Here is a 13,008-nt window from a genome sequence, read left to right as displayed (position 1 = left end):
CCTGTGTTCCCTCGTCCGCCGCGTTTACAGGCTGGGCGCGAATCCGCGGCGGCTACGATGACCGTTTTCAGGGCGTACGGCTCGGGCTTTCGCTAGGCTGGTAGTACCGGGTACAGCACACCCGCTATGACTGACCACTTGTACAGTTCAGAGAGGAATTCAGATGCCCGAATCGACTAAGTCAAAGTCGACGATGAGCGAAACCTACCGGCACTTTACGCGTCTCTTCCCCTACCCGCACGAGCGTATTCCAGTGGGCGCTCCTGCCGCTGATGCCATGGCTCGTTACGATGAGCTGGCTAAGCTGGGGCGCGCGCAGGGGTTCGTCCCCTTCTTCCTGAACCTGAACGATACGGTGCTTGAAAGCATGGTCATTGCGGTGTCTATTGAGCACGACATCATTGACGATGTTGAGACTCTAACCCCCGAGCAGGTGAGCGCCTACACTCGTGCTGTCCTGCAGCGTTACCGTACCGCCCGGGGTGCCGCCTCCGCCGAAGAGTACGGTAGCGCCGCCATTGCTCAGCAGTTGCGCCAGGTTATGGACGATGGCGAAGAGACTCACGAGAACGACCCGGACGACTTCAACCTCAACGAGCTTGTCGACGAGTTTATGAGCTCCGATTTTCTGCCCGATGAGGAGCCCGAAGATGACGCCCCGACTCTTTCCGCCCTACTCTGCTATGAGCTCCTGGATGAAGAAGAGAAAGGCGAGATGCTCCTGCTACAGATTCCGACCGATGACCCCGCCGATATTCCCGCGTACCTGCCCTTCGGCGGCTGGAATGACTGCCCGGACGCTCAAACGCAGCTGGCATTCACCCACTATTGGCGTGAAAAGTACGGTGCCATCCCGGCGGCTCTTGACGGTGCTGACTGCCTGGAGTTTCTGGTGGAACGCCCCGTAGCAGACCCGGTCGAGGCGAAGAAGGTGGCGGTCGAGCAATTCGCATTCTGTTCCGATCTTCCGTTCCAGGTGTTTGAGGATTTTGAGCAGCTGACGGAGTTTATTCACCAGAGCCGCCAGTGGTATTTCTGGTGGGATTAGACGCAAGCTATACAGCGAGGTGGGGGCGAGTGGCGACACACCTAAAGAACGCTTCCCACATGCTCACACCAGAGTGCACAAGCGCACAGTGTCCCGCAGTACTTACACCCCATGCACAGCTGTACCATTAGATACAGCTCAACAGCTTTTGTCCCCCATCCGGAGCACTTTTTCCGGATATATAAAGCCCGAAAGGACATCATGAAGGTACTCGTTACCGGCGGCGCCGGCTACATCGGCTCCCACACTGTACTTGAACTGCTCAAGGCAGGCCACGACGTCGTCGTCATGGATAACCTCGCGAACTCTTCCGAGGAGTCCCTCAAGCGCGTCGCTGAACTCGCTGGCCGCGCCCCCGAGTTCCACAAGGTTGACCTGCTCGACCTCGAAGGTATGAAGGCTCTCTTCAAGCAGGTTCGCCCCGACGCTGTGATTCACTTTGCGGGCCTGAAGGCTGTGGGCGAGTCCGCTGAGAAGCCGCTGTGGTACTACCAGACCAACGTGGCTGGCACCCTGAACCTGCTGTACGCAATGGACGAAGCTGACTGCCACTCCATCGTGTTCTCCTCCTCCGCTACCGTGTACGGTGAGCCCGAGTCCATGCCTCTGATCGAGAAGATGAACATGGATGCGCAGTCCTGCTACGGCCGCACCAAGGAGCACATTGAGGACATGCTGGTTGACCTGGCTGCTTCCGACTCCAAGTGGAACATTGCTCTGCTGCGTTACTTCAACCCCGTTGGTGCGCATGAGTCCGGCCGTATCGGTGAGGACCCGGCGGGCATCCCGAACAACTTGGTGCCCTTCATCGCGCAGGTTGCTGTGGGTCGCCGCGAGCACCTGAACGTCTTCGGTAACGACTACCCGACCGTTGACGGTACCGGCGTGCGCGACTACATCCACGTGGTTGACCTGGCTGACGGTCACCTGAAGGCGCTGAACTACATTACTGAGCACGGCGGCCTGCACACCTGGAACCTGGGTACCGGTAACGGCTACTCGGTTCTGCAGGTTCTGCACGCGTTCGAGGAGGCGTGCGGTAAGGAGCTGCCGTACAAGATTGTGGATCGTCGCCCCGGTGACGTTGCGGTCTCTTACGCTGATCCTTCCTCTGCTCTGGCGGATCTGGGCTGGAGCGCTAGCCGCGACATTAAGACCATGGTTCGCGACCACTGGAACTGGCAGAAGAACAACCCCAACGGTTACGAAGCCTAAGCTGTTTTAGCCTCTTGTGAGGGGTGTTGAAGAGTGCCCGATAGGTGTTTATCTCACCTATCGGGCACTTTTTTGCGCTTTTTTCGAAATTTTTACCAAGTCGTGACTACCTCCCCAAAGGCGTTTGACACCTCGTGAGTGCGTAGAGAAAGGGAAGAATATATTCCCTAGTCAGAGCCTTTTGTGAAGATGGGGTGTTTTTTACCCATATTTTTACGTCAAAAATACTATAACTATGCATTCATGCTTAAAAATTCACATTGCTTACCCAGTAAAGTGAATATTTTGCAGACAGGAAACCGCCTGAGGCGTAAGCTGAAAACTCAGCATACAGACAACCCGCATCATAGACGCACCTCACGTGAAAGGGTTCAAAATGTCCGCACAGGCAGCTCCCGAAGCGCAGAAAAACCTCATCGAAATCGCCAACGTCAACAAGTACTACGGCACCAACCACGTTCTGAAGAACATCAATCTTTCCGTGGGAAAAGGTGAGGTCGTCGTCCTCCTCGGCCCCTCCGGTTCCGGCAAATCCACCCTCTGCCGAACCATCAACCGCCTCGAAACTATCACCAGCGGATCCATCACCATTGACGGACAAGAACTACCCGAAGAAGGCCGCGCACTCGCCAAGCTCCGCGCCGAAGTCGGCATGGTTTTCCAGTCCTACAACCTCTTCGCGCACAAGAACATCCTCGATAACGTAACCCTTGGGCCCCGCCGAATCCGCAAAATGTCCAAGTCAGAGGCAGAAGCAGAAGCCATGAACCTGCTCGCGAAGGTCGGTGTGGATTCCCAGGTGCACAAGATGCCCGCAGAGCTTTCCGGCGGTCAGCAGCAGCGCGTCGCCATCGCCCGTGCACTCGCCATGAAGCCCAAGGTCATGCTCTTCGACGAACCCACCAGCGCGCTCGACCCCGAAATGGTCAACGAAGTGCTCGACACCATGGTCTCCCTCGCAAGGGAAGGCATGACCATGATCGTGGTGACCCACGAGATGGGTTTTGCCCGCAAGGCGGCAGACCGCATCGTCTTCCTTGCCGACGGCGAGATCATCGAAGAGGCGCACCCGGACGAGTTCTTCACCAACCCGAAGAGCGAGCGCGCCAAGGACTTCCTCTCCAAGATTATCAACCACTAAATCAGAGGGACCGACATGCAAAAATATTCACGTAGGCTCGCGGCACTCGCCGCAGCAGCATCCCTCGCTCTGACCGGCGTCCTCGCCGGATGCTCCAGCGCAGACAGCGACCACAAGATCCGCATCGGCATCAAAGTAGACCAGCCCGGCCTCGGTTATCAGGACGGCAACACCTACACCGGTTTCGACGTGGAGGTGGCACGCTACGTCGCCGGCAAGCTCGGATACTCCGAAGAGCAGATTGAGTTCGTAGAATCCCCCGCCGCTAACCGCGAAAACATGCTCAACACCGGCCAGGTAGACATGATTTTTGCGACCTACTCCATCTCTGAAAGCCGCAAGAAGACTGTGGACTTCGCAGGCCCCTACTACACCGCAGGTCAGGACCTGCTCGTGCGTGCCGACAACACCGACATCAAGGGACCGGACGACCTCAACGGCAAGAACCTCTGCTCCGTCACCGGCTCCACCAGCGCCCAGAAGGTGCAGGACAAGTTCGCCAAGAACGTGAACCTGGTCAAGCAGAACAGCTACTCCGACTGCGTGGTCGCCCTCAACGGCGGCGTGGTGGACGCCGTCACCACCGACGACATTACCCTCGCCGGTCTGGCAGCCACCAAAGCGAACAAGGGCAAGCTGAAAGTGGTCGGCTCCCCCTTCACGACCGAACGCTACGGCGTGGGTCTGCCCAAGGGCACCGACAAGTGCGAAGCCGTGAACAACGCCATCAACGAGATGGTTGCCGACGGTACCTGGGAGAAGCTCATCACCAAGTACACCGAAGGCACCGGCTACCACTACAACACCGAAACCAACCCGCCGCACCTGGGCACCTCCTGCGCCTAGGCCTCTAGAGAGGTTCACGAATGTCATTCTTTGACCAACTCGGCACCCTCCTGTCCAAGTACGATGTGGTTGGCGCCTTCATGACCAATATTCAGCTGACCTTCTGGGCGGCTCTTGGCTCGTTCGTTCTCGGTACTGTGCTGGCGCTCATGCGCATCAGCCCCGTCCCGTCCCTGCGCTGGGTGGGCACCGCCTATGTGCATACTGTCCGTAATACTCCGCTCACCATCATGATGACTTTCGCCATTTTGGGTGTGTGGACGCAGTTCCAGCTCTCCTTCTCGCACGATTTCGACACGAACTTCTTCGTGTACGCGGTCATTGCCCTGTCGATTTACCATTCGGCGTTTATCTGCGAGGCGATCCGTTCGGGTGTGAACACCGTGCCGAAGGGTCAGGCTGAGGCGGCACGCGCTATCGGTCTGGGTTTCTTCGACACCGCCCGCCTGGTGATTTTCCCTCAGGCTCTACGCGGCGCCATTACCCCGCTCGGCAATACTCTGATTGCGTTGACGAAGAACAGCACTGTCGCCTCGGTCGCGTCGGTGGCGGAGGCCTCCGGGCTGATGAAATCCATGATTGAGTTCGACGCGAACATGGTGCTTGCTATCTTCATCATGTTTGCGATGGGCTTCGTCATCATTGTTGTTCCCATTGGTGCGTTGACCACCTGGTCATCCCGTAAGCTGGCGGTAAAGCGATGAAAAACCCTTTTATCAGTAATGACACCCGCGCCGCTTCTTCGGTGCTTTTCGACGAGCCAGGTCCTATCGCGCAGCGTCGTATCCGCATCTTCAACATTGCTGCGGTAGTCCTTTTTGCACTATTTGCGGTGTACGTGCTGACCGTGATGGGTCAGAAGGGGCAGCTGGAGGCAGAAAAGTGGACTGATCTGTTCACCGCCCGCGCCTGGAGCTCCTACTACCTGCCGGGCCTTGCCTCGACCCTGTCGGCGGCAGCGGTTTCGGTGGTTACCTCGGTTGCGTTCGGTGTGGTCTTCGGTATTGCTCGACTCTCCCAGTACCGCGTTATCCGCTGGTTCGGCACCGTGGTGGTAGAGTTCTTCCGCGCCGTGCCAGTGCTGATCATGATGATCTTCTTCTGGCTCTTCTTGGGCAAGTACAGCGGTCTTCCGCCTGCTCAGCTGCCCTTCATCGCCGTGGTCATTGGTCTGACCCTGTACAACGGTTCGGTGATTGCTGAGCTGCTGCGTTCGGGCGTGAAGCAACTTCCTCGCGGCCAGGGCGAGGCGGGTCTTGCGATTGGTCTGACCCCGACCCAGACGCTGATTCGGATCCTGCTTCCGCAGGCGTTCACCGCGATGATGCCCTCGATGCTCAGCCAGTTCGTGGTGATTCTGAAGGACACCGCACTCGGTTACATCATCTCCTACCCGGAGCTACTCGCCTCGGCGCGCCGCATCGGTTCCGGTGACGGCAACGTGCTGCAGACCCTGATTCTGGCGGCGGCACTCTTCGTGACGGTGAACTTTGTTCTGACGGCTGTAGCAACCGGCATTACGGACAGGCTGGCGTCGCGCACCTCCGCGAAGGTGACCCGAAACCTGATTCCGGACGCTCTGGATAACCCGAACCCGCCGACCGTTCAGATGTTCGTTCTGCCCGGCGGCCGCAAGTAGCCTTTCTCGTTCGGGCTCCTCAGCCAACGGCAATCAGCAGATATGGCAAAGCCCCCGCACTCCCCTTTCGGGAGGGTGCGGGGGCTTTCTGCTATGCGGGCTAGTTAGACCCGTCGGGACTACTTAGACGCAGATGCCTTCAGGCGCTCAGCCGCCTTCGCCACCGCCTCATCAGAGGCGGTCAGAGCGATGCGCACGTAGCCTTCGCCGTCCTCACCGTAGAACACGCCGGGGCCAGCAATAATACCCAGCTCCGCCAGGCGACCAATCGAATCCCAGGTGGACTCACCGAAGGTGGTCCACAGGTACAGGCCAGCCTCAGAACTCTCGATGCGGCCACCGGCGGCGGCAATCGCCTCCTGCAGTACCTCGCGGCGGGCACGGTACAGGTCCTTCTGCGCCGCCACGTGCGCCTCATCAGCCAGCGCCACCATCATGGCAGCCTGCACGGGGGCGGGCACAATCATGCCGGCGTGCTTACGGCTATTAATCAGGTTCGGCGTCAGCTCGGGGGCACCGGCAATGAACGCGGCACGGTAACCGGCGAGGTTCGACTGCTTCGACAGCGAATACACGGCAAACAGGCCGGTGAAGTCACCATCACACACGCGCGGATCCAGGATGGACGGCACCGGCTGACCGCCGCGCGCCTCATCCCAAGCGCCCCAACCAAGCTCCGCGTAGCACTCGTCAGATGCCACCACGGCACCGATTTCACGCGCCTGCGCCACAACCTCACGCAGCTGCTCCACGGTACGCACCACACCGTTCGGGTTCGCCGGGGAGTTCACCCAAATCAGCTTCACACGGCTGCGGGTGTCAGCGTCCAGCTCGTCCAGGCTGTCGGCAGGCACGGACTCGGCGCGGGCAAAGCGGGCACCCATATCGTAGGTGGGGTACGCAACGCGCGGGTACACGACCACATCGCCCGGGCCCAGACCCAGCAGGAACGGCAGCCACGCCACGAGCTCCTTCGAACCGACCGTGGGCATGATCGCCTCCGGGCTCAGACCGGTCACGCCGCGGCGGCGCGCAAACCACTCAGCAATAGCCTCACGCAGGGCGGGGGTGCCGTGGGTGGTCGGGTAGCCGGGTGCATCGGAGGCAGCCGCCAGCGCCTCACGAATGTTCTGCGGGGTCGGGTCGACCGGGGTGCCGATGGACAGGTCCACCGGACCGTCCGGGTGGGCGGCTGCGGTTGCGCGGTAGGGGGCGAGCGCCTCCCAGGGGTATTCGGGCAGGTTCAGGCCGTAAGTCATTGTGTCACCTGGTTGCTTGGGAATAGTTTTCGTCATTTTAGTCTAGCGTCCGTGCGCTGGCGTGCCTACAGCAAGAGCCTCCATTCCAGCGCCTAGACGGTGCGTGGGCACCGGGTGCTGTGATGGAGGCTCTTGGCACCCATTAGCGGGTGCGGTCAGTCTATGCGGTTGTCGCTATTATTCGCCGCAGGGATTACTCGCCACGAGGGGGTAGCGCCGCGATGAAGGGCACGTCCTTGCCGGTGGGGCCGAGCTTTGCTGCGCCGCCGGGGGAACCCAGGTCGTCGAAGAAGTCTGCGTTGGCGCTGACGTATTCGCTCCACTCTTCGGGGACGTCGTCTTCGTAGTAGATTGCTTCTACGGGGCAGACGGGCTCGCAGGCACCGCAGTCCACGCACTCATCGGGGTGGATGTACAGGGTGCGTTCGCCTTCGTAGATGCAGTCGACGGGGCATTCTTCAACGCATGCGCGGTCTTTGACATCCACGCAGGGAAGCGCGATTACGTAGGTCATTGGTGTGCCTTTCTAGAAGCTGTTCGCCCCATGCCCGCCGGTCTGCGGGTCGTCTGCTGCAGGGCAAAATCTACAGAGTAAACCGCCGAGTGGTTGGTACCCGGCGGGGAAGTCTGTGTATAGTCTATCGCGCGCTGACTGTTTAACAGTATTTTCGTGGTGTATCAGACAGTGGGTCATTGGGTTTGTGGGGGTATTTTTTAGGCTAGGCTGACCTGGTATTTATTTGCATTACGACTAGTCGGCTGGCTTTCAAAAATAGATTAAGCCAAAAATGAAATCTTCGTCACATGAATTTTTTGATGAAGTCGCGACTATTTCCACCCCGCTAAAATCACCGAATAACGCATAAATTTTCTTCCCTATTTTCCACTATCCGGGCCTCTGTCCGGCGGGTGCAGAAGACAGCAACTGTGCCGCCCAAAACAGCAGGAGGGGCGTCCCGGCTAACCGGAACGCCCCTCCCCCACGTTATAACTGAGCAGTAACCTTCAGACTACTTCTTAGCGCGCGCACGCTGATGCGCCGCACGCGGCGAGAAATACTGCGCGTCCTTCACGCGAGCGCGCGTGTACACGAGCATGCCCAGCATCGCCGCAACCGGGGCACCAAACCACCACAGGGCGCCGTAGAAGCCAATCGCCGAATGGCTCGGGTTCACCAGCACGAACGGCGAATCGGGGCGACCATAACCGAGCACGTACACGGTCACGAACACGGCAACAGCCACAACCGCCGCCGCGTAGCCGCGGCGCAGCGACAGGGCGCACCACAGGGCGGTAAAGAAAACCGTCAGGTACGCCACCAGAAGGCCCAGCGGTAGGGCGGTATCGCCCGCATACACGACCCAAGCGTGGTAAATCGAGCCGGCGATACCGGCAAAAATGCCCAGAATCGAGCCGGTCAGAACACCCGCAACCAGGCCAGCCTCCTGCGGCTTCGGGTGCACGGTCGCCGTCGGGTCGCCGTCGAGCACACGAAAAGTCTCCAGGGCAGAAATCTTCTGCGGCACCTTATTCGAGTACTCGAAAGTCTTCTCGTCCACGACCGTAATCTGGGTGCGGTGCGCCTCCATCGCCTTGCGCTTGGCGGTGCCGTCACCGTAGATTGCCGCCTGCACGCGCTGATCAGCCGTATCGAACTCGCCCTCAATACCCCAGGTGAGAATCGGGCGGTCCTCGTCATCTTCAAGAATTTGCAGGGCGCGGTGCACGATCTCGTACACGCGCACGTGGTCGGGGTGGCCGTAGCCGCCGTCCGAATCGTAGGTGACCAGAACATCCGGGGTGAGGGCGCGGATAGCGGCAACCAGAGCCTGAGCCTGCGGTTCCAGAGGCTGCGCGGTCAACGAATCAGCCGCCGCCACCGGGTTGGCGACGGGCTTACCCTCCGGACCCCACGCCATGCCGGAGTCACGGTACAGAGGCAGCGTGCCCTCAGCGACGGCAGGCTCCTGCCCCAGGAAGAACTGCTTCTTCACGCCCAGCGCCTTGATAGCGCCGGCAAGCTCACCAGTGCGATACTCGCCCAGCGCCTCACCGTTATCACGGCAGCCGGGCTTACCGACCTCCAGGTGGTGCAGCTCCTCGGGGATGACCTCTCCCAACTCACCGCGGGTAGCGGTCAGCAGGTACACCTCCGCGCCCTTCTGCGCATAGTACGCCATGGTCGCGCCGGTCGAGGAGGTTTCGTCATCCGGGTGCGCGTGCACGAACAGGATGCGCGCATTCTTCGCATCGTAATTATTCGGCAGCAGGTCACGGCGGGAACCGGGGGTGATACGCTCACCCTGCGTGGGGTAGCTGGGGGTCGCAGAATCAGGCTGAGTGTTCTCGGTTTCAGACACAGGCTTTCCCTCTCATACGCAGGGTCGGGCTTTCGGACAGTCAACAGCGCCGTGTGGGGTGGCGGGTAGGTGCCACCGTGCAGGCGCATTATTTTATCTTACACACTCGCATGTACAGCGCGGGGTGTTCAGGCTTTTCGGAAGCAGTTTTAGGCAGAAAGCAAAAGCGTTCCGCTCTCCTTGTTCTTCTCTCCGCCCTACCCCTTCGGTACTTCCCGAACGTGCCTGAGGGTTAAACAGAACCGCCGCTACCTCCTCTTCAGAAGGTAGCGGCGGCTCTTGAACAACGACGACTCTGGGCAGCGACGCCCGCTACAGCAGGTGAGTCGCTAACGCGCTATTAGTTCGCGCAGTATTAGTCGTTGGCACGTGCGCGGCGGCGGAACTCGCGGACACGCTCGTTGGAGTCCAGGATGACCTTACGGATACGAATCGCCTCGGGGGTCACCTCAACGCACTCGTCCTCGCGAGCGAACTCGAGGGACTCCTCCAGGGTCAGCTTCTTCGGCGGGGTCAGGTTTTCGAAGTTGTCCGCGGTCGAAGAACGCATGTTGGTCAGCTTCTTTTCCTTGGTGATGTTAACTTCCATGTCGTCTGCACGGGAGTTCATACCAACGATCATGCCCTCGTACACCTCGGAGGTGGGCTCCACGAAGAAGGTGCCGCGCTCCTGCAGGTTAATCATTGCGTAGGGGGTCACCACGCCGGCACGGTCAGCAATCAGCGAACCGTTGGTGCGGTACTCAATCTCGCCAGCCCAAGGCTCGTGCTCAATCGAGTAGGAGGAAGAAATACCGGCACCGCGGGTCTCAGTCAGGAACTGGGTACGGAAACCAATCAGACCACGTGCGGGAACAGCGAACTCCATACGGACCCAACCGGTACCGTGGTTCGCCATGTTCTCCATGCGGCCCTTACGTGCAGCCATCAGCTGGGTGACAGCGCCCAGGTACTCCTCGGGCACGTCAATGATCATGTGCTCCATGGGCTCGTAGACCTTGCCGTCGATGGTCTTGGTAACCACCTGGGGCTTACCCACGGTCAGCTCGAAGCCTTCGCGGCGCATCTGCTCCACGAGGATAGCCAGGGCGAGCTCGCCACGACCCTGAACTTCCCACGCATCCGGACGCTGGGTGGGCAGAACCTTGATGGACACGTTACCAATGAGCTCGCGGTCCAGGCGGTCCTTCACCTGACGTGCGGTGACCTTTGCGCCCTTGACGCGACCAGCCAGCGGGGAGGTGTTAATACCGATGGTCATGGAGATCGCGGGATCGTCCACCTTGATCAGCGGCAGGGGCTTGGGGTTCTCAGCGTCGGTGAGGGTTTCACCAATGGTGATGTCCTCGATACCAGCCACTGCGACAATCTCGCCGGGGCCAGCGGACTCTGCGGGAACACGCTCAAGAGCCTTGGTAGCCAGCAGCTCGGAGATGCGGACGTTCTTGATTTCACCGTCGTGACGTGCCCACGCAACGGTCTGGCCCTTCTTCAGGGTGCCGTTGAAGATACGGACCAGTGCCAGACGACCCAGGAACGGGGAGGAGTCCAGGTTGGTCACGTGTGCCTGCAGAACCTCGTTGGGGTCGTAGGTGGGGGCGGGCACGTGCTCGATGATGGTCTTGAACAGCGGCTCAAGGTCGTCGTTGTCGGGCAGCTGGCCGTCTGCGGGCTGGTTCAGGGATGCAGCGCCAGCCTTACCGGATGCGTACACCACCGGAACGTTCAGCACAGCGTCCAGGTCCAGGTCCGGAACCTCGTCCGCCAGGTCGGATGCCAGGCCGAGCAGCAGGTCCATGGACTCGCCAACGACCTCGTCGATACGGGAGTCGGGGCGGTCAACCTTGTTCACCACGAGGATCACGGGCAGCTTAGCAGCCAGTGCCTTACGCAGCACGAAGCGGGTCTGGGGCAGCGGACCTTCGGATGCGTCCACGAGCAGCACAACGCCGTCAACCATGGACAGGCCGCGCTCCACCTCGCCACCGAAGTCGGCGTGGCCGGGGGTGTCAATAACGTTAATGGTGATGGTCTCACCGTTGGCGGAAGGGCCGTTGTAGAACACGGTGGTGTTCTTCGCCAGAATGGTGATGCCCTTTTCCTTTTCGAGGTCGCCGGAGTCCATGACTCGGTCTTCAACATCTGCGTGGGCAGAGAAGGCGTGGGTCTGCTGCAGCATCGCGTCGACGATGGTGGTCTTGCCGTGGTCAACGTGTGCCACGATGGCCACATTGCGAAGGTCGGGGCGCGAAGCGGTGTTTTCAGACATGCGTTAAGTTTCTCGCTTAAATCTAGGGGATAGTCTTGCCAGCGGGTGCGCTCTAGAAGGCGCGGGGGTCACGGGGCAGTACCTTCAGATAGGTATCTGGGGGTGTTTGCCGGTTTGAGTGTATGCCAGTGGACCCGCTCTGCGATGAGAACGTTTCCGGGCACGCCAAAACGGACCCCCCTCCGTTGGGCTTAGCTACCAGTGTATCACTAGGGCTTTTCTGCGAGCCACTCATCAATCATGCGGCGAGCGACGGCGTTCGTGCCGGGCAGCTCCAGCTTGGCGGGGTCATCCTCGTCACTGTTGCCACGTTCCTCCGAAATAGCAATCGCCTCACGCAGCTCAGCGGCGGTGAACCAGCGTGCGGCACGAATCTCACCGTCGTGGTGGATGATGGTTTCGTTCTCATCCACGCGCACCCGGTAGCAAATCATGAGCGAACGCGGGAAAGGCCACACATCGCTCATACGGTACTCGGTGCTGAGGGCGTGCAGGCCGGTTTCTTCGTAGACTTCGCGGGCGATTGCCTCTTCGAGGTTTTCGCCGGGGTCAACGAATCCGGCGATGAGCGCAAAACGGTTGGGGTGCCACTGGCGGTTGTTTGCCAGCAGTACGCGCTCGCCGTCACGGCTGGTCACCAGCGCCATGACGGCGGGTTCGATACGGGGGAACACCATTTCGCCCGAGGCGGTGCGGCGGATTCCCTTGGAGCCGAGGGGCGCCTCTTCGCCGCTGTAGGCGGAGTAGCTCATGTCGATGAGGTAGTCGCGGCGTGCAAGGGCGGTTGCGTAGTGGGCGCGGCCTTCCGGGTCCTCGTGGACCGGGTAGTACCAGAAGCCACTGCTGGAGGCGCGCACCCGAGGATTATTCAGGTCGGCGGCGACCTGCGCGAGGGTTTCGTTCTCGCAGTAGAGCACGTGCACCTGTGCCCCGCTGTTCTTCTCCGTGTCGGCACCGTAGGCGGCGGGGCGGATGACGCTGCGCGCAAGGACCGCCTCTTCGGTCAGCGGCTCGACAGCATCCTTACCGGTCAGGTAGTGCAGGGTTCCGTCATCGTTGAGGAGGGTTTCCCCTTCACGGGAGATGAGCAGGTAGCGCGGTGTGTGAGTGTCAGCGGGCGTGTGTTCAGGTGAAGAAGTCATAGGTTTTACTCTACATCTTGATGTTGCAAGGCCCACAACAGCGTGCCAGGTTTCGATTTTTTCGCCGTATCGTCCCATATCACTCTCGA

Annotated in this window: 11 protein-coding genes; 6 read left to right on the top strand and 5 right to left on the bottom strand. The window is 60.1% G+C overall.

Going from position 1 to position 13,008, the window contains the following annotated elements; all coding sequences use genetic code 11:
* Window positions 1–163 precede the first annotated feature (163 nt).
* From O3649_RS01480 to O3649_RS01455, 6 genes are all read left to right on the top strand, one after another.
* Window positions 164–1,048 (top strand): DUF4253 domain-containing protein, encoded by an 885-nt coding sequence (locus O3649_RS01480; protein ID WP_371572421.1) that lies wholly within the window; start codon window positions 164–166, stop codon window positions 1,046–1,048.
* A 201-nt stretch (window positions 1,049–1,249) separates the two neighbouring features.
* Complete coding sequence (gene galE / locus O3649_RS01475; RefSeq protein ID WP_049346894.1) at window positions 1,250–2,263, top strand: UDP-glucose 4-epimerase GalE; 1,014 nt, start codon at window positions 1,250–1,252, stop codon at window positions 2,261–2,263.
* 376 nt (window positions 2,264–2,639) lie between these two features.
* Window positions 2,640–3,404, top strand: coding sequence for an amino acid ABC transporter ATP-binding protein (locus O3649_RS01470; RefSeq protein ID WP_049337287.1), 765 nt, complete (start codon window positions 2,640–2,642; stop codon window positions 3,402–3,404).
* A 15-nt stretch (window positions 3,405–3,419) separates the two neighbouring features.
* On the top strand, window positions 3,420–4,250 hold the full coding sequence (locus O3649_RS01465; protein ID WP_005508488.1) for a glutamate ABC transporter substrate-binding protein: 831 nt from the start codon (window positions 3,420–3,422) through the stop codon (window positions 4,248–4,250).
* Window positions 4,251–4,270: 20 nt separating this feature from the next.
* Window positions 4,271–4,954: an amino acid ABC transporter permease gene (locus O3649_RS01460; RefSeq protein ID WP_049327621.1), complete on the top strand. Its 684-nt coding sequence runs from the start codon at window positions 4,271–4,273 to the stop codon at window positions 4,952–4,954.
* Window positions 4,951–5,889: an amino acid ABC transporter permease gene (locus O3649_RS01455; RefSeq protein ID WP_306525675.1), complete on the top strand. Its 939-nt coding sequence runs from the start codon at window positions 4,951–4,953 to the stop codon at window positions 5,887–5,889. The genes O3649_RS01460 and O3649_RS01455 overlap by 4 nt, the downstream gene beginning before the upstream one ends.
* Window positions 5,890–6,008: 119 nt before the next feature.
* On the opposite strand, the gene dapC is transcribed toward O3649_RS01455, so the two are convergent.
* The 5 genes from dapC to O3649_RS01430 all read right to left on the bottom strand — a co-directional run bounded on the left by dapC (window position 6,009) and on the right by O3649_RS01430 (window position 12,919).
* A complete protein-coding gene (dapC, locus tag O3649_RS01450) occupies window positions 6,009–7,148 on the bottom strand; it encodes a succinyldiaminopimelate transaminase (RefSeq protein ID WP_371572418.1) in 1,140 nt (379 codons plus the stop codon).
* A 193-nt stretch (window positions 7,149–7,341) separates the two neighbouring features.
* Entirely contained in the window at window positions 7,342–7,662 is a 321-nt protein-coding gene (gene fdxA, locus O3649_RS01445; RefSeq protein ID WP_005505213.1) for a ferredoxin, read from the bottom strand.
* Window positions 7,663–8,158: 496 nt separating this feature from the next.
* Window positions 8,159–9,508 (bottom strand): PIG-L family deacetylase, encoded by a 1,350-nt coding sequence (locus O3649_RS01440; RefSeq protein ID WP_371572417.1) that lies wholly within the window; start codon window positions 9,506–9,508, stop codon window positions 8,159–8,161.
* A 355-nt stretch (window positions 9,509–9,863) separates the two neighbouring features.
* Window positions 9,864–11,777 (bottom strand): translational GTPase TypA, encoded by a 1,914-nt coding sequence (typA, locus tag O3649_RS01435; protein ID WP_314608994.1) that lies wholly within the window; start codon window positions 11,775–11,777, stop codon window positions 9,864–9,866.
* 209 nt (window positions 11,778–11,986) lie between these two features.
* Window positions 11,987–12,919 carry an NAD(+) diphosphatase gene (locus O3649_RS01430; protein ID WP_371572414.1) on the bottom strand — a complete coding sequence of 311 codons (933 nt, stop codon included), beginning with the start codon at window positions 12,917–12,919 and terminating at the stop codon, window positions 11,987–11,989.
* Window positions 12,920–13,008 lie beyond the last annotated feature (89 nt).

Source organism: Rothia sp. 27098_8_29 (assembly GCF_041432785.1).
GTDB classification, from domain to species: domain Bacteria; phylum Actinomycetota; class Actinomycetes; order Actinomycetales; family Micrococcaceae; genus Rothia; species Rothia mucilaginosa.
The sequence above is the reverse complement of the archived record's forward strand: the minus strand, read 5'-3'. Positions and strand labels throughout refer to the sequence as shown.